Below are 23336 nucleotides of genomic sequence, written 5' to 3'. Positions count from 1 at the left end.
GTGGTCGCCGATGTACTGGCTCGACGCGCAGGTCAACACCACGGAAATGTTCGTCCACCACGAAGATGTACGACGCGCACACCTGAACTGGGCGCCGCGTCCGTTGTCGGAGGGTCGGCAGGCTCAACTGTGGAAGTACGCGCGGCAGATCGGCAAGATGGGCTACCGCAAAGCCGCTGTCGAGGTGATTTTCGAACTTCCGTCCGGAGAGAGCGCGGTCGTCCACAAATCCGGCTCTCGCAGTGTTGTCCTGCAGGGTGAACCTGCCGAGTTGCTGCTTCACGCTTTCGGTCGCAACGAAGTGCAGATCGAAGCAAAAGGTGAACTTGGCGACGTTCAATCGGTGATGGCGCTCGATCGCAGTTTCTGATGGCCTCCTTCTACCCGAGTGGAACTCGACAGACGGGTTGTGAAGATCACGTTTCGCACTCGCGACCTGTGTTGCTGGTGTTGCGGATGGTCCAGATGGGGTCGCACAGACTAGCCTGAACTCCATGGCAGGTAAGTCGAGCGCCCGGGGATCCAGTACAAGCACGTCCACGTCCAGGGCATCGACCAGGTCGTCAGCGTCTGCGCCGAGCGCGCGGGCGACCGCAAAACCCCGCACATCGCGCACCACGCGGACCGTCTCGACTCCTCGAAATGTCACGACGTCGGCCAAAGCCGGTGGCCGCCCCGCTTCGGGGAAAGGCTCCAAGCCGGCGCCGAAGAAGTCGTCCGGTACGTCTTCGGCTTCGCGCCGACCCGTATCGAAAACGTCTCAGCGGGCCAGCCCGTTGGCGGCGGTCGGCAAGGGGATCGGAGCCGGGTGGTCCCTGGCTGCCCGCGGTGTCGGCGCCACTACGCGCACGGTCAGCAAGGTCGGCGAGATCGAAGCCGGCCATCGCCGCGACGGAATAGCGCTCGGCCTGATCGCATTCAGCGTCGTCATCGCCGGGGGAGTCTGGTTCAAGGCCGGAGGTCCGATCGGCGGTGGCATCGACACTCTCGTGCGGGCGATCTTCGGCGCGGCTTCGGCTGTGCTCCCCATCGTGGGCGTCGGCCTCGCGATCCTGTTGATGCGCACCGAACCCAAGCCTGAGATCCGACCTCGACTGATCATGGGATCGCTGCTGGTCGGTCTTCCTGCACTCGGCCTGTGGCACATCATCTCCGGATCTCCGACAGACGCGACCGGCCGCTCCAACGGCGCAGGGTTCGTCGGATACGTCGTGGGAGGCCCGCTGACCAACGGACTCACCGTCTGGCTGTCGGCGCCGCTGTTGGTCATCGCCGCCGGATTCGGAATCCTGCTTCTGACCGGAACGACTCTGCGTGAGGTTCCGAGCAAGTTCCAGTCCTTCTTCGGTGCCTCGTATCGCTCGGACGAATACGGCGACTACGGATCCGAATTCGACGAGGACGGCGAGCACCACTACGGCGAATCTGCTTACGATCCTTCGCTGTTCGACGCCGACGGCTACCCGGTCGACACCTACGCCGAGCCGCCGCTCAAGCCCGCCAAGCGGACCAGCCGACGCGCGCCGATCGACAACTACCCGACGGACGAGTTCGAATCCGGAGACAAGAAGACCGAAGTGCTCGGTCTGTGGAACGCCGACGAAACCGCAGAGCCCGACGAGCCCGTCGTGGCTGCGGCAGCGCCCGTCGTGGAGACGCCGGCGCCGCGCCCCAAGGTGCCGGCGCGTTCGGTCCCCATCGCCAAGCCCGTGCCGAAACCCGAACCGGAGCCGGAGGAGAAGGAACACTTCGTCACCGATCGCGTCACCGACGGCGACTACAACCTCCCACCGACGACGTTGCTGATCGAGGGTGATCCGCCCAAGCTCCGCAGTTCTGCGAACGACGCGATGATCGAAGCGATCAGCGAGGTCCTCGAACAGTTCAAGATCGACGCCGCCGTTACCGGATTCACCCGCGGACCGACAGTGACGCGGTACGAGGTCGAACTCGGACCCGGCGTGAAGGTCGAGAAGATCACTGCGCTCGCCCGCAACATCGCCTATGCGGTGGCAACCGACAACGTCCGCCTCCTCGCCCCAATTCCGGGTAAGTCCGCGGTGGGTATCGAGGTACCGAACTCCGACCGTGAAATGGTTCGCCTCGCCGACGTGCTGAACGCGCCGAGCACCCGACGCGATCACCATCCACTGGTGATCGGTCTGGGTAAGGACATCGAAGGTGACTTCGTCAGTGCGAACCTCGCGAAGATGCCCCACCTGCTGGTGGCAGGTTCGACCGGCTCGGGTAAGTCGAGCTTCGTGAACTCGATGCTCGTGTCACTGCTGACCCGGGCGACCCCGGAAGAAGTGCGGATGATCCTCATCGACCCCAAGATGGTCGAGCTCACGCCGTACGAAGGTATCCCGCACCTGATCACGCCGATCATCACTCAGCCCAAGAAGGCCGCGGCCGCGCTGGCCTGGTTGGTCGAGGAGATGGAACAGCGCTACCAGGACATGCAGGCCAACCGAGTGCGTCACATCGACGACTTCAACTCCAAGGTCAAGTCCGGGGAGATCACCGCGCCGCTGGGCAGCGAGCGCGTCTACCGCCCGTACCCGTACATCCTGGCGATCGTGGACGAGTTGGCCGACCTCATGATGACCGCTCCGCGCGACGTCGAAGAAGCAATCGTCCGCATCACCCAGAAAGCCCGCGCTGCCGGTATCCACTTGGTGCTGGCAACGCAGCGCCCGTCCGTCGACGTCGTCACCGGCCTGATCAAGACCAACGTGCCTTCGCGTCTGGCGTTCGCGACTTCCTCGCTTACGGACTCGCGAGTCATCCTCGATCAGCCCGGCGCCGAGAAGCTCATCGGTATGGGTGACGGCTTGTTCCTGCCCATGGGCGCCGGCAAGCCGACCCGTATGCAGGGCGCGTTCATCACCGACGAGGAAATCTCTGCGGTTGTCGACTTCGCGAAGAACCAGGCCGAGCCCGAGTACACCGAAGGTGTCACCGCACAGAAGGCCGGGGAGAAGAAGGACGTCGACCCCGACATCGGCGACGACATGGACGTCCTCTTGCAGGCCGTGGAATTGGTCATCACGAGTCAATTCGGTTCGACGTCGATGCTGCAGCGCAAGCTGCGCGTCGGGTTCGCCAAGGCCGGTCGACTCATGGATCTCATGGAAAATCGTGGCGTCGTCGGCCCCAGCGAGGGCTCGAAGGCACGCGAGGTTTTGATGAAGCCTGAGGAACTCGACGGTCTGCTGTGGTCGATTCGCGGTGGCGACCCGGACGAGGCACCCGCAGACGAGTAGCGACACCTCGGCGGACAAGCCGTCGACAGACGACCGGAGGAACCCGTGCATGTGACGCCGTTGGCTTGGGGAATCACGATCGTGGTGATCCTCGGCCTGTTCGTCTTCGACTTCTTCGCCCACGTCCGCACGCCACATGCGCCCACGTTCCGGGAGTCGGCATTCTGGTCGACGGTCTACATTTCGATAGCCATAGTCTTCGGCCTGGTCGTGATGTGGATCTGGGGTACGACGTACGGCGGTGAGTACTTCGCCGGCTACGTCACGGAAAAGGCGCTCTCGGTAGACAATCTGTTCGTCTTCGTGATCATCATGTCGACGTTCGCCGTCCCGCGAGAGTTCCAGCAGAAAGTCCTGCTGATCGGCATCGTCCTCGCGCTGGTGATGCGCGGAATCTTCATCGGAGTCGGCGCGGCCGCCATCAATGCGTACAGCTGGGTGTTCTACCTTTTCGGTGCATTTCTGATCTACACCGCGTACACCCTGATCCGCGATCACGGCCACGAGAAGGAAGCGGAGGAGAAGCGCGACAGTCGCATCATCTCGCTCGTGAAGCGGGTGCTGCCCACCACCGAGGAATACGACGGCGACAAACTGATCACCCGGATCGACGGCAAGCGCGTCGTGACGCCGTTGTTGTTGGCGCTCATCGCAATCGGGTTTGCCGACGTGCTCTTCGCGCTCGATTCGATTCCGGCGATCTACGGTCTGACGCAGGAACCGTACCTGGTGTTCACCGCCAACGCTTTCGCGCTGATGGGCCTACGGCAGCTGTACTTCCTGATCGGCGGGTTGCTCGAACGACTGGTCTACCTCTCGTACGGGCTCTCGATAATTCTGGCGTTCATCGGCGTGAAACTGGTACTGCACGCGTTGCACGAGAACACGCTCTCGTTCGTCAACGGCGGTGAACACGTCTCGGTGCCGGAAATCTCGACGGGACTCTCACTCGGAGTGATCATCGGAGTGCTCGCGGTGACAACGGTCGCGAGCCTGTTGAAGACTCGCGACCGGGCCGGGGAGTAAAGCCGGGGCCCTGTGTCCGTCAGGCGCTGAACTGGCCCAGAACCGGCACCCACTCGGTGATCCGGACGTTTTCGATCAGGTCGGCGATCGCGAACGGATCGTGGGTGAAGAGAAGCGAAACGGTATCGGTGTCAGCGGCGTCGACGATGATCAGCGCGCCGTTTCCATCTGCAAACGGACCTGAAGACAACACGATCGAGCGGGAAACCAGATCGGCGAGCCACGCGCGGTGATCGCTGCGGAGTTCGTCGCGCTGAGGATTCTTCTCGGGCGCATAGGTGTATTCGACGAGGAACAACGACATCGTGAACCGCTTTCGGGACGGGGATCGAGACAGGGATGTGTGAAGAGTCTGAACGGTTCAGAGAGTCAGGAGCATGCGAGTATTGCCGAGTGTGTTGGGTTTCACATAGCTCAGATCGAGGAACTCGGCGACGCCGGCGTCGTAGGAACGACACATTTCGGCATAGACCTCGGCGGTGACGGGAGTGCCGTCGATCTCCGCGAATCCGTGACGGTGGAAGAACTCGGTCTCGAACGTCAAAACGAACAGTCGTTCCAACTCCAATTCCTTGGCGACCTCGATGAGTTTGTCGACCACGTGGAAACCCGCACCCTGCCCCTTGGCCGTCGGATCGACTGCGACGGTGCGGATCTCACCCAGGTCTGCCCACAGCACATGCAGTGCGCCGCAAGCGATTACCTGGTCACCCCGCTCAGCGACCCAGAACTCCTGGACAGCCTCGTACAGCGTCACGAGATTCTTCTCGAGCAGGATCTTGCCGGCGTAGATGTCGATCAGGCGCTTGATTTCGGGGATGTCCGACGTTCGCGCGCGACGCACGATCAACTGGCTCTCGGTATAGGTCGGCGCGGTCGAAGTCATGTGGTGCACATTAGTCAATGGCCCTACCGATATTCTAAGTCGCGTGCCTGTCCGCCCCACGCAATTCCCGCGCCGCTCGGCTGTATCCCGGGTTCGGCTCACCGCCCATGCGGTGATCCGATGAGTACCCCGCGCGATCAGACCGACGCCCATCGCGCCGCCGTCGGCCCGTCCGACGGCACACCTGTCGCGGACAACCCGGTTCCGTTGCTGAACATCGCGAACATTCTCACGATGGTGCGAATGATTCTCGTTCCGGTGTTTCTCGTTGTTCTGTTCGTCGACGGCGGACACTCGACGTGGTGGCGTCTCGGAGCGATGGGCGTGTTCATCGTCGCCGCGATCACGGATCGGATCGACGGCCAATTGGCTCGGAAGTACGGTCTGGTCACCGATTTCGGCAAACTCATGGACCCGATCGCGGACAAGGCCTTGATCGGAGCCGCGCTCATCGGGCTCTCGGTTCTCGGCGATCTGTCGTGGTGGGTGACCGGAGTGATCATCGCCCGAGAACTCGGAATCACGCTGTTGCGGTTCGCGGTCCTGCGGCACGCGGTCATCCCGGCAGGCAAGGGTGGCAAGCTCAAGACACTCGTCCAGGCCGTCGCGATCGGCTTCTACCTCTGCCCGCTGCCGAGCAGTTGGGACATCGTCAGCGGACTGCTGATGGCTGCTGCCGTCGTACTGACGGTGGCGACGGGAATCGAATACATCGTGCAGGCGATCAGGCTTCGCGCCGGAGTTCGCGCAGTCGAGTCATGACCGACCCGCTGCTCGGACTCGGAGTGGTCGAACTCGTCGACGCCCTCGCCGCCGCGAGGCAGACTGTCGCCGCCGCTGAATCTTTGACGGCCGGATTGTTCACGGCTGCGGTCGCGTCGGTGCCGGGGTCGAGCGCGGTGCTGCGTGGGGGCCTGGTCGTGTATGCGACCGACCTGAAAGCAACGCTGGCGGGCGTGGATCCCGAGCGCCTGGCGTCGGACGGCCCCGTGTCCGAGAGCACCGCCGTGGCCTTGGCGCTCGGCGCCCGGACGAGGTGCAGTGCCGACTGGGGTATCGGACTGACCGGAGTTGCCGGTCCGAGCGAGCAGGACGGACACCCGGTCGGAACGGTGTTTCTCGGTATCGCCGGCCCGGACGGAACCGAATGCGTACCGCTCGCGCTCGGCGGCGAACGGTGGGAGATTCGGACAACGGCAGTCGCGACTGCCGTGTCGCGGTTGCGTGATCGTGTCGTAGAGCGTGCGGCACGATAGGCTCGGGAACCAATCGGATGTGTTCGGACGTTGACGATTGTGAAGACGTACGACCATGCACGATGAGGTCACGGATGAAGGAGGAGCGAGATGGCGCTGCTATTGCGTGAGGCAATCGGTGACAGTCTCCGGCGTACGCGCGTTTCGCAAAGCCGCACGCTACGTGAGGTGTCGAACAGCGCGCGTGTGAGCTTGGGCTATCTGTCCGAAGTGGAACGTGGACGTAAGGAAGCATCGAGCGAACTGTTGGCAGCGATCTGTGATGCGCTCGCAGTCCCACTGTCCGACGTGCTGGTCGATGTGAGCGAGACCTTGGCCACCAAGAAGAGCTCTCCGGTAGCTGGTCGACAGGTCACCGAACCTGCCGTGTCGGCATCCGGCACTGTCTCGGCTTCCGGTTCGCCGACTATCGCACGCGATACCCGCGTCGTGATTCCGGCACCGAACGCTCGAAGGTTGGCGGCGGCGTAGCCACTACCGGCCGTAACCGATAGATTTTGTACGTAACCGCCGGTTTCCAGCAGGTGGGGTCAGAGCAGATAGGGCGCAGCCCTTGTTTCGGTGCGCGACGGTCGCGCTCCGGGTCGCGTTCGGCGCGGCGCATCAGATGGAGGCAGGATCAAACCAATGGCTAATCCTTTCGTCAAGGGCTGGAAGTACCTGATGGCGCTCTTCAATTCGAAGATCGATGAGAAGGCAGATCCAAAGGTTCAGATTCAGCAGGCGATCGAGGACGCACAGCGCCAGCATCAGGCGTTGTCCCAGCAGGCTGCGTCGGTGATCGGTAATCAGCGTCAACTCGAGATGAAGCTCAGTCGTCAGCTCGACGAGGTCGAGAAGCTCAACGCCAACGCGCGCCAAGCCGTCAATCTTGCCGATCAGGCTGCTGCTGCCGGCGACAACGACAAGGCGATCCAGTACACCAACGCCGCCGAGGCTTTTGCGGCTCAGTTGGTGACGGCCGAGCAGGGCGTCGAGGATCTGAAGGCACTGCACGACCAGTCCTTGCAGGCGGCCGCTCAGGCCAAGAAGGCCGTCGAGCAGAACGCGATGACCCTGCAGGCAAAGGTTGCCGAGCGCACCAAGCTGCTCAGCCAGCTCGAGCAGGCCAAGATGCAGGAGCGCGTGAGCGAGTCGCTTCGTTCCATGGACAGCACGCTGTCGGCTCCCGGCAACACACCCAGCCTCGATGCTGTGCGCGACAAGATCGAGCGCCGCTACGCTGACGCACTCGGCTCAGCCGAGCTCGCCCAGAACTCCGTCCAGGGCCGCATGATGGAGGTCCAGCAGGCCTCGGTCCAGATGGCAGGGCACAGCCGCCTCGAGCAGATTCGTGCATCCATGAAGGGCGAGGCACTGCCTTCCGGCGGTGCAGCAGCCACTCCCGCGACTCCGTCCGTCGAGAAGCAGCCCCCGGCTGCCGGTCAGACCGGGCAGTAGCCGAATTCTCGATGTCGGCAGTGATGCTCTGATGTTTTCTTCGCGAGACGGTCGATCTGGGCGCGAGCCCCGGTCGGCCGTTCCCGTTTCCGTATCCGGCGCTTTCGGAGCGTTGGGACGCACCGCGGATACATTGCGCGAGGTCGGTCTGTCTGCGGCGGATGCCGCTCGGCGGTGGCAGGATCCGCGCGCCAAGTTCGAGCGCAAGCGTGCCCGTGCGCGTCGGCGGGCGCAGCGATGGGGATTCATGTCCGGCGGTTCAGTGGTCGGCACTGCGGGCCTCGCGGTTGCGGCGGCTCCCGAGTGGTCGGTGGTCGTGGCGGGCGGGGGAGCGGCACTGTTCGCGGTTCCCGCCGTCATCGCGGTCGGCCGTTACCGTTCGATGAGCTCCGGTCCTCCGCCGTCGGCGCCGATTCGCAGACGATTGCCACCGTCGTCGTCTCGCGCGTTCATTCCGATGTCGCGCCTCATCGGTGCCGAGACGTCGCTGTTCGAGATTTTGAGTGTTCTCAGACGCGCCGACACCATCGACCCCGGTGAGCTGGACGAAATCACCGCTACCGCCGATTCGGCACTCAGAGCGATGTTCGCGGTGTCTTCGGACGTGGTGGCGATGGAACGTGCGGTGGCCGCAACGCCCAAAGTGACTGAGCCTCTGGATCCCACCATCGACGGTGCAGTTCGTGAGTTGCAGTCGGGGTTGGATCAGTACGAGGATCTGGTGACCTCGGCCGCCGCTCTGACTGCGCCTCACAGTCCTTCGGCGCTCGTGGGATTCAACCGGGAACTCTCGGCGCTGCACGCGGCCGCCGAGCGACTTTCGGCGCTTGCCGACGCCATCGGCGAGGTCGACGACATCACCCGCAAGTACAACTGACAGTCCTGGTCTGATCGGCGCTCAGTCGTCGGCGCCGCGGGCTGCCAATGCTTCACCCATCGCATCTGCGGTCATCAGGGTGCCGACGATGACCGGCACTGCGAAGGAGCGCAGCGAGAAGCCGAGCCCTCGTGCCTTGCGTGCTTCGGACACCTGTGTGATGACCTCGAACATCAGCGGAATGCACCGGATCGTCATTGCCAGGAGCAAGGCGATCCGTTCGGGATTGACGCCGAAGCGTCGCAAGGGTGTCAGGAATCTGGTGATCGCGTCGAGCATCTCGGAGATCCGCGTGGTCAGACCCATGATCGCCGCGAAGGCGATCGAGATGATCAGGACGCCGCACACGACGGTCGCTCGCTGCCACCCTGCGACCACCAGCTGGAACGCGCCGATGAACAGCAACATCCACAGTGCGGGTCGCAGCTGCCGGATCGCCGTCATCGGCGGGATGCGCGCAATGACGTACAGGGCGATGACGACGATCGCGGGAGCTGCCAGCTGCCACGGCTCACGTACGAAGATCGAGACGGCCAGGATCGCCACGATCAATGCGAGGAGCTTGATCCCCGTCGGCATCCGGTGCAGGAGCGATGTGCCCGGCCGGTAGACGCCGAGAGTGGTCACGAGACCAACGACCGGTAATGGCCGATCGAGTCGGCGGGGGAGCCGTCGGCGACGACACGGCCTTGGTCGACAACCAACACCCGTTCGAATGATTCGAGGAGGTCGAGTTGGTGGGTCACGACGATCAGTTGTTGATCGAGCGACTCGAACACCGAGCTGATGAGTCGCGAGTTGCGAAGATCGAGGAGCGTGGTGGGCTCGTCGGCGACGAGTACGTTCGGCTCTGTCACCATGATGGCCGCGAGCGCGAGTAGCTGCTTCTGCCCACCGGAAAGCTGGTGGGTGGGATGGTCGGCGTGCCCGGCGAGACCGTAGCGCTGCAGGACCGAGCTGACCTTGGCGGCGCGCTCGGTTTTACCCAAACCGCTACGGCGGAGCGAGAATTCGATGTCCTCGGCCACCGTTGGCATCACGATCTGATGGTTGGGATCGGTGAAGACGAACCCGACCTGCTTGCGTACGTCGCGGCCCTTCTTCGCGGTATCCAGGCCGTTCACCTGGACGCGCCCTTCGGTTGGAACGACCAGGCCGTTGATCATGCGAGCGAGGGTCGACTTGCCGCTTCCGTTCGCACCCACGATCCCGATTCGCTGCTCGCTCAGTCGCAGATTTATCTGCTGCAGGACTGTTCGTTCACCGAAGCTGTGGCCGACGTTCTCGAAGACGATCTCACTCATCGGAGACTAATTCGCCACCACGGTCTTGGTGGACGAGATCACCGAATCACGCAGGAGTGCCGGATATGCGCGATGGACCTGGGACGCGACGAGCGCGGTGACCACGGCCTTTGCCGCGTCGAGAGGAATGAAGGCAGCGTTGGCCGACCAGGCGGCCACGAAGCTCATGTGTCCGCGGACCATCATTCCGACGATGCCGAAGGCGTAGAGGATGACAACCCCGCCGAGAAGGTTGATGCCGATGCCCGCGATGATCCGGTACTTGGGCAGCATCTTGGCAGTCAGCCAGCCGATGACGAATGCCGTCGGGATCCAACCGATGAGGAATCCGGCCGTCGGGCTCGACAGTGAGAAGAGTGCGGTACGACCGCCGGCAAGGACCGGTAGCCCCACCAGTCCCAGGGCGATGACCGTCAGGACGGCGAGAACACCCTTGCGCGGTCCGAGCAGAGCGCCGGCCATCATGACGCCCATGGACTGAAGTGTGATCGGTACGCCGGAAATGCCGATGTTGATCGACCCGGGTAGGCCCAGCGCGATGATGAGTGCGGCGAAGACGGCTACATGCGCGAGATCGCGAGCGGGGAAACGGGTCGTAGACACTGCGGACGTGCTCCTTCGGCGTACGGGATGGAACTTCGCGAGTTTACGCCAGTCGCACGCTGCAGTGGGTTGGACACCTGACCTGCGTGAGGGGCGGTCTCGGGGTGAACCCTGATCTTTACCTGAACTTGCCGCTGAGCTGCTGCTTTGTCGCGCCAGACCTGTCAGGCTGGTTCTACGGACGACGCAGCACCTGTCCGATTCGACTGATTATTCAATGGCCCATTGGAGGCAAGCATGTTTTGGAAGATCGTTTTGGCCGTCGTACTGGTGTGGGTTGCACTCGCGGTGGTCGGCGCCCTGATCAAAGGGCTTTTCTGGGTTCTGGTGGTCGGCGCGGTCGGCTTCGGAATCTATTTCCTGGTGAAGGCGATGTCGGGAAGTGACGACAATTCGCCCGCTTCGCGGTTCTGACAGGCAAGATCGGCCCTATGGAAAACTTCCCCGAGGACTGGCAGCGCGCGATTGTCATCGTTGCGCATCCCGACGACATCGAATACGGCGCAGCCGCAGCGGTGGCGCAGTGGACGGATCGCGGCAAGGACGTCCGATACGTGCTGGCCACGCGAGGTGAGGCCGGAATCGCTGGTCTGTCGCCCGAGGAGTCCGGCCCGGTCCGTGAGGAAGAAGAGCGCCGCTCGGCCGCGATCGTCGGTGTCAGTGAGGTGGAGTTCCTCGGACTACCCGACGGTCGTCTCGTTGAAGGCCTGGAGTTGCGCTCGACTCTTGCCGCTGCAATTCGTCGCCACCGTCCGGAGTTGGTGGTCACGATGAACTTCTCGCACACCTGGGGGCCCGGCTACCTCAACAGTGCGGATCACCGCGCGCTCGGGATCAGCGTCCTGGATGCAACTGCCGACGCAGCAAACGAATGGATCTTTCCGTCATTGACGGCTCAGGGGTTGGCGCCGTGGTCCGGCGTTCGGTGGGTCGCGGTGAACACGATGACTCCCACACACTGCGTCGACGTGACGTCGACGGTCGATCGCGCCGTGGACTCGCTCGCGGAACACGCACGCTATCTGGCGGCATTGAGTTCCGTGTCGATCCGGGAACAGGCCCGCGCACAGATAGATATGGTCAGCGGACCGAAGCCTGGTTTTGATGCCGAGCGCGCAGTTGGTTTCGAGTTGTACTATTTCTGATGAGCTCTGAGCGAGAAAAGTCGCAAGTCCCGACGGGATTACCGGTGACTTGTCCGGTATTGTGTTACACACGATGGTAATCCGTAACGCAGATGACCCAATTGCCCCTCGCAAGGCCGACGGTCAGCGCATCCCCAGCCGCGAGATCGACGACGTGATTCTCGACGCCGCACGATCGTGTGTCCTCGATTTCGGAATGCAGCGAACCACACTTGCCGAGATCTCCCGTCGAGCCGGCGTCAGCCGACCCACGGTCTACCGGCGGTGGCCGGACACGCGGGCCGTGGTCGCGGACCTGCTCACCCGCGAGATCCGATCGGTGCTGCCCGAGGTGACCTTCACCGGGTCTGCGGGCACGTTGCTCGTGGAGGCGATCGGTGACGTCGTCGGACAGATCCGCGACCATCCGCTCTTCGTGAAAATTCGGCAAGCCGATCAAGAGTTGCTGACCACGTACATCGTGGACCGACTCGGCGCGAGCCAGAAGTCGATTCTCGAGCTGATCACCTCCGTCGTCGCGGCCGGTCAACAGGACGGTTCGATTCGCGAGGGAAGCGTCACCGAGATCGCGGCGATGGTTCTGCTGATGGCTCAGTCCGTTGTCATCTCCGCACCGACACTCGAGCCGGAGCTTTCCTCCGATGCGTCGGTCGAGCAACTTCGATATGCGGTTGCCGCGTATCTGGCACCTGTCAAGAATTCGGGAGAATAGCTGTGAGCCCCCTAGGTTCAGCAGGCAGTGATTCGGCAGGCAGTGATTCAGCAAGCGGCGATTCAGCGCTCAATGCACAGCGACGTACTCGTGAGCTCGAGCAGTTGGCGAACGGCGATTCGGTCGACGTCCTGGTTATCGGTGGCGGAATCACGGGCGTCGGTGTTGCTCTCGATGCCGTGACTCGTGGGCTGAGTGTTGCGCTGGTCGAAAAGCACGACCTCGCGTTCGGCACCAGCCGCTGGAGTTCGAAACTGGCGCACGGTGGCCTTCGGTACCTTGCTTCCGGCAATGTCGGCATCGCCCGTGAAAGTGCGGTCGAGCGCGGAATTCTCATGACGCGCACCGCGCCGCACCTGGTTCGCGCCATGCCTCAACTCGTACCACTGTTGCCGGAGACGTCGTTCTTCGGAAAGGCCCTGGTGCGTACCGGTTTCCTGGCCGGTGACGCTCTGCGCATGTCGGCCCGAACCCCGGCGTCGGTACTTCCCAGATCACGGACGGTCAGTGCTGCTCGCGCTCGCGAATTGGCCCCTGCGGTCAAGCAAGAGAATCTACGCGGCGCCTTGACTGCGTTCGACGGGCAGCTCATCGACGACGCCCGCCTTGTCGTCGGCATCGCGCGAACAGCGGCGTCCCACGGCGCGCGAATCCTGACCCGGGTCGGTGCGTACGACGTATCCGGAACATCGGCCACCTTGCGCGACGAGTTGACCGGGTCCGAGTTCTTGATGCGTGCCCGCGTCGTGATCAATGCGACCGGGGTGTGGGCTGATCAGGTCGACTCCAGCATCACTCTTCGCCCCAGCCGCGGAACGCACCTGGTGCTCGACGCGGCGCGATTGGGGAACCCCACTGCAGCACTGACGGTGCCGATTCCCGGCGAGACCAACCGTTTCGTCTTCGCCCTACCCGCACAGCTCGGCCGGATCTACCTAGGGTTGACCGACGAAGCAGCGCCGGGGCCGGTGCCCGACGTGCCGACGGCGTCGGAGGACGAGATCGACTTCCTGCTCAGCACCGTGAACACGGCGTTGGAAGTTCCGCTGACACGTCAGGACGTTCTGGGGACTTTTGCGGGTCTGCGCCCCTTGCTGGACACCGGTGAAGGCTCGACTGCCGACCTCTCCCGCAATCACGCTGTTGTTCGTTCGGCTTCGGGCTTGGTCACGGTGGTGGGCGGCAAGCTCACGACGTACCGCAAGATGGCCGAAGACGCTGTCGACGCTGCGATCGAGGTCGGCTCGCTGAATGCCGGTGCGTGTCGGACACGCGCGTTGCCGCTGGTAGGTGCTGCATCGGCGGCGGATTTGAAAAAGATCATGGCTCCCGCCTCCCTCGTGGCGCGATACGGCACCGAAGCGGAGTTCGTTGCCTCCGCGAGCAGTGATCGTCTTCGGTCGGTTGCGGACTTGGAGATCTGCGGCGCCGAGTTCGATTTCGCCGTATCGCACGAAGGTGCCCTCGATGTCGACGACGTCCTTGATCGCAGGACCAGAATCGGATTGGTGGCTTCGGATCGCGAACGCGCACTGGGTGCGGCAGAACAGGCGTTTCACTCGGTGTGACACTCTGATCCGGTGCGTGTAGCCGTCGTTGCCGGGCCGGACCCGGGTCATGCTTTTCCCGCAATAGCGTTGTCGCTGGCGTTGATCCAGGCCGGCGACGACCCCATCCTCTACACCGGGACCCGGTGGGTGGAGGCAGCGCGAGCAGCGGGTGTGGAAGCGGAGCCTCTCAAGGGCTTGGCTCCGAGGCCGGGAGACGACGATCTCGATGCAGGCGCTCGGATTCATTCGCGCGCCGCCTATATTTCCACCGAACTGCTTCCCGACCTGAAATCCGTCTCCCCAGATCTTGTCGTCTCCGACATCCTTACTGCCGGAGGCGGATTGGCCGCGGAACGGCTGGGCATCCCGTGGGTGGAGCTCTCGCCTCACCCGTTGTACTCACCCTCGCGCGGTCTGCCGCCGATCGGCAGTGGGCTCGCGCCCGGCGTCGGAATTCGCGGTCGACTCCGCGACACCCTGATGCGCGCAGCGACGGGACGTTCGATCAAGCAAGGGTTGGCCCAGCGCTCGCAAGCCCGTGTCGGTGTCGGACTGCCCGCTCTCGATCCCGGTCCTCATGCGCGGCTGATCGCAACACTTCCGGCACTGGAAGTGCCTCGCCCCGACTGGCCGGAGCACGCACACGTCGTCGGACCGCTTCTCTGGGAGCCGACCGAGGTCATTCTGGATCCACCGCCAGGTGACGAACCGCTGGTCATGGTGGCGCCGTCCACGGCGCACACCGGCGCAGTGGGAATGTTCGAGGGCACGGTCGAAGGACTCGACGGTGCCGGCGTCAGGCTGATTGCATCGATACTCGAGGGAGCAGAAGGCGAACAACCTGATTGGGTTCGTGCAGGTCTCGGACGTCAGGACGCGATGCTGCGTGACGCGGCGGTATTGGTATGCGGCGGCGGGCACGGCATGTTGGCAAAGGCGCTGCTGGCCGGCGTGCCGACCGTCGTCGTTCCTGGGGGAGGGGACCAGTGGGAGCTGGCCAATCGCGCTGCGCGGGCAGGCACGTCGGTGATCGTGCGGCCTGCGGATGCGCAGTCGATTCGCGATGCAGTACTACAGGTTCTTTCCGATGAGCGATTCACGGAAGCGGCGAGGGCGGCTGCCGCTACTGCGTCGCAGGTCGTCGATCCGGTCGTGGTGTGCCGACAGGTGGTCAATGGCGGTGTGTCGGCGTGAGCCGACTGTGCCTGGGTGCAGATACATCACCCTGTGGACTACGGTGGCGGCTGTGCGGTTGACCGAATTTCATGAAATGGTGCGCGAAGAGTTCGGGCAGGTACGAGGCGACTCGATGCTGATCGACCATGTACTCCAGAGTCTCGACGGAATGACTGCCGCGGAGGCCGTCGAAGCAGGCTGGGAGCCCCGTGAGGTGTGGCGCGCGCTCTGCGTGGAGTTCGACGTACCACCGGCCCGCCGCTGAATTTTCGGCGTGTCGAACGTCTCTCGTCTTCTGTTCGAACACGTGTTCGTCTATGCTGGAGCTGTTCGGTGGTGACGCTCCTTTCGTAACTGCGAACTTTCGGTTATCGACAAGCACAGTGTTGGACAAGCACAGTGTCCGACAAGCACCGTGTTCGACAAGCACAGCGTTCGACGGGCACGAAACCAAGATCGAAAAGTCTGTCGGTGGCCGGATCTACTCTGATCGCAACACACCAACAGGGTCGGCTCAGGCAGGCGCTGAAGAGACGGAGTCTGCTCAGGCAGGCACTGAAGACTGATACAAGGATGGGGATCACGATGGCACCACAGGCACCTGATCGGGACAAGGCACTCGACCTCGCGTTGGCGCAGATCGACAAGAACTTCGGCAAGGGTTCGGTGATGCGCCTGGGTGAGGGTGTCCGCCAGCCCATCGCAGTCATTCCCACCGGTTCTATCGCGCTCGACGTCGCGCTGGGTATCGGCGGACTGCCGCGTGGCCGCGTCATCGAGATCTACGGCCCGGAATCCTCGGGTAAGACCACCGTGGCACTGCACGCAGTTGCCAACGCTCAGGCCAACGGCGGCATCGCGGCCTTCATCGACGCGGAGCACGCGCTTGATCCTGACTATGCAGCCAAGTTGGGTGTCGACACCGACGCGCTTCTGGTCTCGCAGCCCGATACGGGTGAGCAGGCTCTCGAGATCACCGACATGCTGATTCGTTCGGGCGCCCTCGACATCGTCGTGATCGACTCCGTGGCCGCTCTTGTTCCTCGCGCCGAGATCGAAGGCGAGATGGGTGACAGCCACGTCGGCCTGCAGGCTCGACTGATGAGCCAGGCGCTGCGCAAGATCACCGGTGCCATGAACAACTCGGGCACCACCGTCATCTTCATCAACCAGCTTCGCGAGAAGATCGGCGTGATGTTCGGTTCTCCCGAAACCACCACCGGTGGTAAGGCACTGAAGTTCTACGCTTCGGTTCGCCTCGACATCCGTCGTATCGAGACTCTCAAGGACGGTACCGACGCAGTCGGTAACCGCACTCGTGTCAAGGTCGTCAAGAACAAGGTCGCTCCGCCGTTCAAGCAGGCCGAGTTCGACATTCTCTACGGTCAGGGCATCAGTAAGGAAGGCTCGCTCATCGATATGGGTGTCGAGCACGGGTTCATCCGCAAGTCCGGCTCCTGGTACACCTACGAAGGTGACCAGTTGGGTCAGGGCAAGGAAAATGCTCGTAAGTTCTTGCTGGAGAATACCGATATCCGCGACGAGATCGAGAAGAAGATCAAGGAAAAGCTCGGTATCGGTGCTGACGTCACTGCAACCGACGAAGCTCCCGCCGACTTCTGAGTTCAGTCATGAGCTTCGACGACGGTGACAACGGCGAGAATGCTCGTGAAGAGTACGGCGCACCTCGGCGTCGATCCCGTCAACGATCCGAGAAGCCGTCGCAACGCGCAGAAGGTGGGACGGAGGCGCAGGCCAAAGATGCTTGCCTACGCCTCCTGACCGACCGGGCGCGCAGCCGTTCCGAACTGGAAACAAAGCTGAGCGGGCGCGGTTTCGAACCCGAGATCATCACGAGCGTTCTCGATCGGCTCCAGGAAATCGGCTTGATCGACGACGCAGACTTCGCGAACCAGTGGGTTCATTCGCGGCACACGTACTCGGGCAAGGGAAAGCGTGCGCTAGCAGTCGAATTGCGGCTCAAAGGCATCGACCAGGATGTGGCTTCCGAAGCGCTCTCACAGATCGATCCGGAAGATGAGCGCGAGCGAGCAGCGGAGCTGGTTCGCCGGAAGCTGAAGAACAAGCCCGTCGACGATCGTGACAAGGTCACGCGCCGACTGGTCTCGATGCTTGCTCGCAAGGGATATTCAGCGGGGATGTCGTACGAGGTGGTCAAGGCCGAGATGGCTGCCGCCGAGTCGTAGGCAAACAATGCCGTAGGCAACTAATACCAGGAGCGGGGTGTGTTACCGAATTCGGTGACACACCCCGCTCCTCGTGTCAGTAGAACAGCAGGTCGATCAGCTCACGGCTTGGTCAAGTCCATGCCCGGAACCGAAACGGCTGGGTCGGCGGACGGCGCCGCGATGGGGCCCTTGCCCTTTCGCTTTCCCGAACGCAGGCGCTTCTCCACCTTGGTTGCCAGGAAGGTCAGAGCCGAGTTGAGAGCGATCATGATCGCTGCGACCACGATGAGCGCCGGCAAGAAGTTTCCGTAGAAGGTGCCGAGCTGTTGGGCCTGACGCACCAACTCGACATACCCGATCAGGTAACCGAGGGCGGAGTCCTTCAGCGCCACGACCATCTGCGAGATCAGGGCCGGGAGCATGGCGGTAACCGCTTGGGGGAGCAGGATTGTCACCATGATCTGCGTCTTGCGCATGCCAAGTGCCTTGGCGGCCTCACTTTGCCCACGGGGGAGTGAGTTGATTCCGGCTCGGACGATCTCGGCGATCACGGAACCGTTGTACAGGGTCAAGCCCACCACGACTGCGGCGAGTGCGAGGTACTTCGACTTGAAGACTTCGTATTCGGCAAACACCTGATACGAGAAGATCATCAGAATCAGCACCGGTACCGCGCGGAACAGTTCGACGATGACGCCGCAGATCTTCCGAATGATGTTGTGCTCGGAGAGTCGACCGATACCCAGGGCAGAACCGAGGATGAGCGCGAAGACGATGGACATCGCAGCCGCGATCAACGTGCCTCGGATACCGGGTATCAGATACGTTGTCCACGAGGTGGATTCGAGGAACGGATCCCACTTCGCTGCTGTCAGCTGGCCCTTTTCGTCGAGCGCGCGGTAGACGACGTACCCGATTGCCACCATGAGTGCGGCGACGACAAGGGACGCGAATCGGTAGAGATTTCGCGCTCTCGGACCGGGCGCGTCGTAGAGAACTGTTGCGCGGTTGCTCATCGTGAAACCTCGAATCGCTTGCTCAGCTTGCCGAAGATCAAGCCCATGGGAAGTGTCAGGATCACGAAACCGACAGCGAAGATTCCACCGACGACGAAGATCGCGGCTTCGTTCTCGATCATCTTCTTCATCAGCGCTGACGCTTCGGAAACGCCGATCACCGCGGCGATGGTCGAGTTCTTGGTCAGTGCGATCAGCACGCTACCCAGCGGTGCTGTGACCGCGCGAAAAGCCTGAGGCAAGACGATCAGCCGAAGATTTTGTGCAAACGACAGACCGAGTGATCGGCCCGCTTCGGCCTGGCCGACCGGAACGGTATTGATTCCCGATCGAAGTGACTCACACACGAACGCGGCGGTGTAGACACTGAGGCCGAGTACGGCGAGTCGGAAGTTGTTGTCTGTCAAGAACGTCGGTGAGTCCGACTTGGCGAGGTTGACTCCGAGCGTCTGCGAAAGACCGAACAGGCAGAACAGCAGAATCAGTGTCAGGGGGGTGTTTCGGAACACGGTCACGTACGCGGTACCCAGGAATCGGGCGACCGGGACCGGTGACACGCGCATTGCCGCAATCAGGACACCGATGATGACGGCGCCGATCGCGGAGAAGAACGTCAGCTGGATCGTGGTCCAGAAGGCTTCCAGAATCTGGTCGCCGTACTTGCTCAGAAGGTTCACTTGCCGTCTCCCCAGATCACGGGATCTCCGTTGGTGGCGTCACGCGCTGCGGCTCCCGAAGTGGGGAGCCGCAGCGAGATTGACGGTGAAAAAAGCAGGTCAGTAACGATCAACGGTGGGCGGTGCCGGGATGGGGTAGCCCGAAGCGCCAACGGTGTTGTTGAAGGCTTCTTCCCATGCGCCGGTGGAGATCATTTTCTCGATTGCGTCGTTGATCTTGCCGCGACCCTCGGAATCGTCCTTGGCCAGGCCGACGCCGTACTTTTCGGTCGTGAACGGTTCTCCGACGACCTTCAGCTCGCCCGGGTACTGGGCAGCGTAGCCGGCGAGGATGATGTCGTCGGTGGTGACAGCGTCGACAGCGCCGTTACGCAGAGCCTCGACACAGGCGGAGTACGTGTCGAGCGGCTGGAGCTGGACATCCTTGGCGTAGTTGTCCTGGATGTTCTGCGCCGGAGTCGAACCCGACACCGAGCAGAGCTTCTTGCCGCCGGTGAGCGAATCGGGGCCGGTGATGTCGGTGTTGTCGGAGCGAACGAGCAGCGACTGGCCCGCGATGAAGTACGGGCCGCCGAAGCTGACCTTCTCCTTGCGTGTATCGGTGATCGAGTAGGTGGCGACGATGTAGTCGACCTCGCCGTTCTGGATCAACGTCTCACGCTGAGCCGAAGGTGATTCCTTGAAAGTGATGCCTTCGGGCTTCACGCCGAGTTCGTTGGCGATGTACCGGGCTACCTCGACGTCGAAACCGGAGAAAGTGCCGTCCGGATTACGCTGACCGAGGCCGGGCTGATCGAACTTGATGCCGACGGTGAGGGTGCCGTCGGAAGCGCTCTCGGTGATCGACTTGTTCTCCTCGCCGCCACCACAGGCGGTGGCAGCGAACGCGATAGCCATGATTCCGATTCCGAAACGGACGGAACGATTGATCTTCATGAAGATCCTCTCGGTTGTCGACATGCAAACGGTGCAGTCGAGATGAAAAGTGCAGTCGAGCGAGTTGTCTTGTGGACGAGAGCAGGACTGTGTCGGAGGGGGGACTGTGTCGGAGGGGACTGTGATCAGTGAGTGAGGATCTTGCCGAGGAAGTCCTTGGCCCGATCCGACTTGGGATGGGTGAAGAACTCTTCGGGTGTCGTGTCTTCGACGACCTGACCGTCAGCCATGAACAGCACACGATCGCCGGCCTTACGCGCGAAGCCCATCTCGTGCGTGACCACGAGCATGGTCATGCCTTCCTTGGCGAGGGAGGTCATGACGTCGAGGACCTCGTTGACCATCTCGGGGTCGAGAGCGGAGGTGGGCTCGTCGAAAAGCATCACCTTGGGCTGCATTGCAAGAGCGCGAGCGATCGCGACACGCTGCTGCTGGCCACCGGAAAGCTGTGCCGGGTACTTGTCAGCCTGATTGGCGATACCGACACGCTCGAGCAACGCCTGCGCCGTCTTCTTCGCGTCGTCCTTCTTGGCCTTGCGGACCTTCATCGGTGCGAGCATGACGTTCTCGAGGATCGTCTTGTGCGCGAACAGGTTGAAGGACTGAAAGACCATTCCGACGTCGGCACGAAGTGCGGCAAGTGCTTTGCCCTCCTCGGGGAGCGTCTTGCCGTCGACGGCGATGGTGCCCGAGTCGATGGGTTCGAGGCGATTGATGGTGCGGCACAGAGTCGACTTACCGGAGCCCGACGGACCCAGGACGATCACCACTTGGCCCTTGGGTACCTCGAGATTGACCTCTTGCAGGACGTGAAGTTCCCCGAAGTGTTTGTTCACCGAGGTCATCGAAATCATGGATGTGGAATCGCCGGAGGTGGTCGGCGTCGTCGCATCGTCGGCTTGGGTCATAAACGAGAACCTTAGGCGTAGTTTGCGTCGACGCCCGTGATTTCGCCATGGTTCTTGCCATATGTAATGGAAATTTTACTGTGACGACGTTTATGTCGCGTTTCGGCTGTTTATCAGGGCGTTATTACACGTCGTAGTGGACGTGAGCTAGGCTGAAGCGTGTCACTGATCGACGAAATGTCCCCTGCACTTCCGGAGCCGACTGCAGTTCCGGAGCCGACTGCGAAGTCTGTTCGCACCTACGAGGTGCGGACGTACGGCTGTCAGATGAACGTCCACGATTCCGAGCGACTGTCCGGTCTGCTCGAGGACGCCGGGTACTCGAAGGCGGAGACCGGAACCGATCCTGACCTTGTCGTCTTCAATACGTGTGCGGTTCGTGAGAACGCGGACAACAAGTTGTACGGCAACCTCAGCCAGCTCGCCCCGAACAAGGAGGCGAACCCCGACATGCAGATCGCCGTCGGTGGGTGCCTGGCGCAGAAGGATCGTGACACCGTCGTCAAGAAGGCGCCGTTCGTCGATGTCGTCTTCGGCACTCACAACATCGGCTCGCTGCCCGCGCTGCTCGATCGTGCGCGTCACAATCAACGTGCCGAAGTCGAAATCCTCGACGCACTTGAGGCCTTTCCGTCGACATTGCCGGCCAAGCGTGAATCTGCCTACGCTGGTTGGGTTTCCATCTCGGTGGGCTGTAACAACACGTGCACGTTCTGCATCGTTCCGGCCTTGCGTGGCAAGGAAGTGGATCGGCGTCCCGGAGACATTCTGGCCGAGGTTCAGGCGCTCGTCGACGAGGGCGTCTCCGAAGTGACTCTGCTCGGGCAGAACGTTAACGCCTACGGCGTGTCGTTCGCCGATCCGGAGCAACCGCGCGATCGCGGCGCCTTCGCCTCCCTCTTGAAGGCGTGTGGACACATCGACGGCCTCGAACGTGTGCGATTCACGTCCCCGCACCCGGCGGAATTCACCGACGACGTCATCGAAGCGATGGCAACCACTCCCAACGTCTGCCCGCAGCTTCACATGCCGCTGCAGTCCGGCTCGGACAAGGTTCTCAAGGCGATGAAGCGCTCGTACCGCAAGTCGAAGTACCTGGGGATCATCGAGAAGGTGCGCGCCGCAATGCCGCACGCCGCCATCACCACGGACATCATCGTCGGGTTCCCGGGGGAGACGGAAGAGGATTTCGAGGAGACGCTGGACGTCGTTCGCAAGGCGCGATTCTCCAATGCCTACACCTTCCAGTACTCCAAGCGCCCGGGTACGCCGGCGGCCGAGATGGCCGATCAACTTCCCAAAGAGGTTGTCCAGGAACGCTATATGCGATTGCTCGCGGTTCAGGAAGAAGTGAACATCGAGGAGAATCGCAAACTCGTCGGCACCGAGGTCGAACTCTTGGTGGCAGCGGGGGAGGGCCGCAAGAACGCGGCGACTCACCGTCTCAGTGGTCGCGCGCGAGACGGCCGACTGGTTCATTTCCGCCCCGAGGGAAACCTCGACGGCACAATCCGACCCGGCGACGTGGTGACGGTCGTCGTCACCCACGGAGCCCCCCATCACCTCGTGGCCGATGACGGGGTGCTCACGCACCGTCGGACGCGCGCCGGTGATTCGTTCGAAAAGGGCATCACACCCAAGACCCCGCCTATCGGCGTAGGTCTCGGACTACCGAAGATCGGTGCCCCGGCCCCACAACCCGTCCAGATGGGATGCAACGCATGACCTCGCAACACGAGAACAAGACACCACAGCCGGGCGACGACGCCTTCGAGGGCTACCGCAAGGATCTCGACGACGCGGAACGCAAGGTCGCGGGAGAAATCGATCCGGGTGCACGCGCCATGGTTGTTGCGGTTGCGGTGCTCGTGCTGGTCGGCACCCTTGCGCTGCCCCACACGGGAGTTGCGAACGGCTGGGATGTGCTCGCGTACAACCAGGACGCGGAAACCGAACGAATTGCACTGTTCTCACGCTTGTTCGTGTGGTTCGTCGTCGTCTTCGGCATCGGATTCTCGATGCTCGCGCTGGTCACGCGGCGCTGGAGTCTGGCGTGGGTCGCACTCGCCGGCAGCGCCGTGGCGAGCGCTCTCGGCATGATGGCCGTCTGGTCGCGTCAGACCATTCCTGCCGGTTTCAACGTGGCAGGACCGTCGATCGGGCTGGTCATCGGATGGTTTGCCGTCGTGTTCTTGACGTTCCATTGGCTCAAGGTGGTCTGGACGCGAACCAACATTCAGCTCGCCGCCGAGGAGCAACGCCGGATCGCTGCGGCTGAAGCCGAGAAGCATCAGGAATGGAACGTCGGCTGACGCAGCAGACTGACTGTCCAACGCGCACTACAACGCCGGCTGACTCCTTTCGGAGTC

At 62.5% G+C, this 23336-nt stretch carries 26 protein-coding genes and 1 pseudogene; 18 read left to right on the top strand and 9 right to left on the bottom strand.

Annotated elements, in window-relative coordinates:
- The 3 genes and pseudogenes from ACFT1A_RS30700 to ACFT1A_RS30690 all read left to right on the top strand — a co-directional run.
- Positions 1-370: pseudogene (locus tag ACFT1A_RS30700) on the top strand (TIGR03085 family protein); the annotation flags it as partial.
- 124 nt (positions 371-494) lie between these two features.
- Positions 495-3266, top strand: a complete 2772-nt coding sequence (locus ACFT1A_RS30695) for a DNA translocase FtsK (RefSeq protein ID WP_378450067.1) — start codon at positions 495-497, stop codon at positions 3264-3266.
- Positions 3267-3311: 45 nt separating this feature from the next.
- Entirely contained in the window at positions 3312-4292 is a 981-nt protein-coding gene (locus ACFT1A_RS30690; protein WP_378450066.1) for a TerC family protein, read from the top strand.
- Between the two features lie 19 nt (positions 4293-4311).
- On the opposite strand, the gene ACFT1A_RS30685 is transcribed toward ACFT1A_RS30690, so the two are convergent.
- Together ACFT1A_RS30685 and ACFT1A_RS30680 are read right to left on the bottom strand one after the other, a co-directional pair.
- Complete coding sequence (locus tag ACFT1A_RS30685; protein ID WP_230817127.1) at positions 4312-4596, bottom strand: YciI family protein; 285 nt, start codon at positions 4594-4596, stop codon at positions 4312-4314.
- A 57-nt stretch (positions 4597-4653) separates the two neighbouring features.
- Entirely contained in the window at positions 4654-5178 is a 525-nt protein-coding gene (locus ACFT1A_RS30680) for an amino-acid N-acetyltransferase (RefSeq protein ID WP_019748183.1), read from the bottom strand.
- A 120-nt stretch (positions 5179-5298) separates the two neighbouring features.
- Here ACFT1A_RS30680 and pgsA point away from each other — a divergent pair, with 120 nt between their 5' ends.
- The 5 genes from pgsA to ACFT1A_RS30655 all read left to right on the top strand — a co-directional run bounded on the left by pgsA (position 5299) and on the right by ACFT1A_RS30655 (position 8751).
- On the top strand, positions 5299-5940 hold the full coding sequence (pgsA, locus tag ACFT1A_RS30675) for a CDP-diacylglycerol--glycerol-3-phosphate 3-phosphatidyltransferase (RefSeq protein WP_378450065.1): 642 nt from the start codon (positions 5299-5301) through the stop codon (positions 5938-5940).
- Positions 5937-6434, top strand: a complete 498-nt coding sequence (locus ACFT1A_RS30670; protein ID WP_378450064.1) for a CinA family protein — start codon at positions 5937-5939, stop codon at positions 6432-6434. The genes pgsA and ACFT1A_RS30670 overlap by 4 nt, the downstream gene beginning before the upstream one ends.
- A 90-nt stretch (positions 6435-6524) precedes the next feature.
- Positions 6525-6905, top strand: coding sequence for a helix-turn-helix domain-containing protein (locus tag ACFT1A_RS30665; RefSeq protein ID WP_230817130.1), 381 nt, complete (start codon positions 6525-6527; stop codon positions 6903-6905).
- Between the two features lie 156 nt (positions 6906-7061).
- Positions 7062-7874 carry a phage shock protein PspA gene (gene pspA, locus ACFT1A_RS30660; RefSeq protein WP_003942098.1) on the top strand — a complete coding sequence of 271 codons (813 nt, stop codon included), beginning with the start codon at positions 7062-7064 and terminating at the stop codon, positions 7872-7874.
- A gap of 31 nt (positions 7875-7905) precedes the next feature.
- Entirely contained in the window at positions 7906-8751 is an 846-nt protein-coding gene (locus ACFT1A_RS30655) for a hypothetical protein (protein WP_378450063.1), read from the top strand.
- Positions 8752-8772: 21 nt separating this feature from the next.
- Here ACFT1A_RS30655 and ACFT1A_RS30650 read toward each other — a convergent pair whose 3' ends face one another.
- From ACFT1A_RS30650 to ACFT1A_RS30640, 3 genes are read right to left on the bottom strand one after another with little or no spacing between them, the layout of a single operon-like run.
- Positions 8773-9378, bottom strand: coding sequence for an energy-coupling factor transporter transmembrane protein EcfT (locus tag ACFT1A_RS30650; protein WP_125050982.1), 606 nt, complete (start codon positions 9376-9378; stop codon positions 8773-8775).
- Positions 9375-10055: an energy-coupling factor ABC transporter ATP-binding protein gene (locus ACFT1A_RS30645; RefSeq protein ID WP_378450062.1), complete on the bottom strand. Its 681-nt coding sequence runs from the start codon at positions 10053-10055 to the stop codon at positions 9375-9377. Before ACFT1A_RS30645 ends, ACFT1A_RS30650 begins: the two co-directional genes overlap by 4 nt.
- A 6-nt stretch (positions 10056-10061) precedes the next feature.
- Positions 10062-10658, bottom strand: coding sequence for a biotin transporter BioY (locus ACFT1A_RS30640; protein ID WP_054831328.1), 597 nt, complete (start codon positions 10656-10658; stop codon positions 10062-10064).
- Between the two features lie 237 nt (positions 10659-10895).
- On the opposite strand from ACFT1A_RS30640, the gene ACFT1A_RS30635 reads away from it, so the two are divergent.
- From ACFT1A_RS30635 to recX, 8 genes are all read left to right on the top strand, one after another.
- Positions 10896-11072, top strand: a complete 177-nt coding sequence (locus ACFT1A_RS30635; RefSeq protein ID WP_003942133.1) for a hypothetical protein — start codon at positions 10896-10898, stop codon at positions 11070-11072.
- A gap of 17 nt (positions 11073-11089) precedes the next feature.
- Entirely contained in the window at positions 11090-11803 is a 714-nt protein-coding gene (locus tag ACFT1A_RS30630) for a PIG-L deacetylase family protein (protein WP_378450061.1), read from the top strand.
- A gap of 73 nt (positions 11804-11876) precedes the next feature.
- Positions 11877-12515: a TetR/AcrR family transcriptional regulator gene (locus ACFT1A_RS30625; protein WP_378450060.1), complete on the top strand. Its 639-nt coding sequence runs from the start codon at positions 11877-11879 to the stop codon at positions 12513-12515.
- Positions 12516-12517: 2 nt separating this feature from the next.
- A complete protein-coding gene (locus tag ACFT1A_RS30620; RefSeq protein WP_378450059.1) occupies positions 12518-14083 on the top strand; it encodes a glycerol-3-phosphate dehydrogenase/oxidase in 1566 nt (521 codons plus the stop codon).
- Positions 14084-14095: 12 nt separating this feature from the next.
- Positions 14096-15259: a glycosyltransferase gene (locus tag ACFT1A_RS30615; RefSeq protein WP_378450058.1), complete on the top strand. Its 1164-nt coding sequence runs from the start codon at positions 14096-14098 to the stop codon at positions 15257-15259.
- Positions 15260-15311: 52 nt separating this feature from the next.
- A complete protein-coding gene (locus ACFT1A_RS30610; protein WP_003942185.1) occupies positions 15312-15506 on the top strand; it encodes a DUF3046 domain-containing protein in 195 nt (64 codons plus the stop codon).
- A gap of 320 nt (positions 15507-15826) precedes the next feature.
- Positions 15827-16864 (top strand): recombinase RecA, encoded by a 1038-nt coding sequence (gene recA / locus ACFT1A_RS30605; protein ID WP_007735170.1) that lies wholly within the window; start codon positions 15827-15829, stop codon positions 16862-16864.
- Positions 16865-16872: 8 nt separating this feature from the next.
- Positions 16873-17448: a recombination regulator RecX gene (gene recX, locus ACFT1A_RS30600; protein WP_230817141.1), complete on the top strand. Its 576-nt coding sequence runs from the start codon at positions 16873-16875 to the stop codon at positions 17446-17448.
- Between the two features lie 101 nt (positions 17449-17549).
- Here the strand turns inward: recX and ACFT1A_RS30595 are convergent, their stop codons facing one another.
- From ACFT1A_RS30595 to gluA, 4 genes are all read right to left on the bottom strand, one after another.
- Complete coding sequence (locus tag ACFT1A_RS30595) at positions 17550-18446, bottom strand: amino acid ABC transporter permease (protein WP_054188531.1); 897 nt, start codon at positions 18444-18446, stop codon at positions 17550-17552.
- Positions 18443-19123, bottom strand: a complete 681-nt coding sequence (locus ACFT1A_RS30590; protein ID WP_019748198.1) for an amino acid ABC transporter permease — start codon at positions 19121-19123, stop codon at positions 18443-18445. The genes ACFT1A_RS30595 and ACFT1A_RS30590 overlap by 4 nt, the downstream gene beginning before the upstream one ends.
- 99 nt (positions 19124-19222) lie before the next feature.
- The gene (locus ACFT1A_RS30585) at positions 19223-20059 is read right to left on the bottom strand and encodes a glutamate ABC transporter substrate-binding protein (RefSeq protein ID WP_020907523.1); all 837 of its coding nucleotides are present in this window, start codon (positions 20057-20059) and stop codon (positions 19223-19225) included.
- A gap of 125 nt (positions 20060-20184) precedes the next feature.
- Positions 20185-20913 carry a glutamate ABC transporter ATP-binding protein GluA gene (gene gluA, locus ACFT1A_RS30580; RefSeq protein WP_283303996.1) on the bottom strand — a complete coding sequence of 243 codons (729 nt, stop codon included), beginning with the start codon at positions 20911-20913 and terminating at the stop codon, positions 20185-20187.
- 231 nt (positions 20914-21144) lie between these two features.
- Here gluA and miaB point away from each other — a divergent pair, with 231 nt between their 5' ends.
- Entirely contained in the window at positions 21145-22692 is a 1548-nt protein-coding gene (gene miaB, locus ACFT1A_RS30575; protein ID WP_063316727.1) for a tRNA (N6-isopentenyl adenosine(37)-C2)-methylthiotransferase MiaB, read from the top strand.
- Positions 22689-23279, top strand: coding sequence for a hypothetical protein (locus ACFT1A_RS30570; protein WP_378450057.1), 591 nt, complete (start codon positions 22689-22691; stop codon positions 23277-23279). The genes miaB and ACFT1A_RS30570 overlap by 4 nt, the downstream gene beginning before the upstream one ends.
- Positions 23280-23336: the final 57 nt, after the last annotated feature.

This window comes from Rhodococcus sp. NPDC057135 (genome assembly GCF_042670865.1).
GTDB lineage: Bacteria > Actinomycetota > Actinomycetes > Mycobacteriales > Mycobacteriaceae > Rhodococcus_F.
This window is presented reverse-complemented; position numbering and strand designations above follow the sequence as displayed.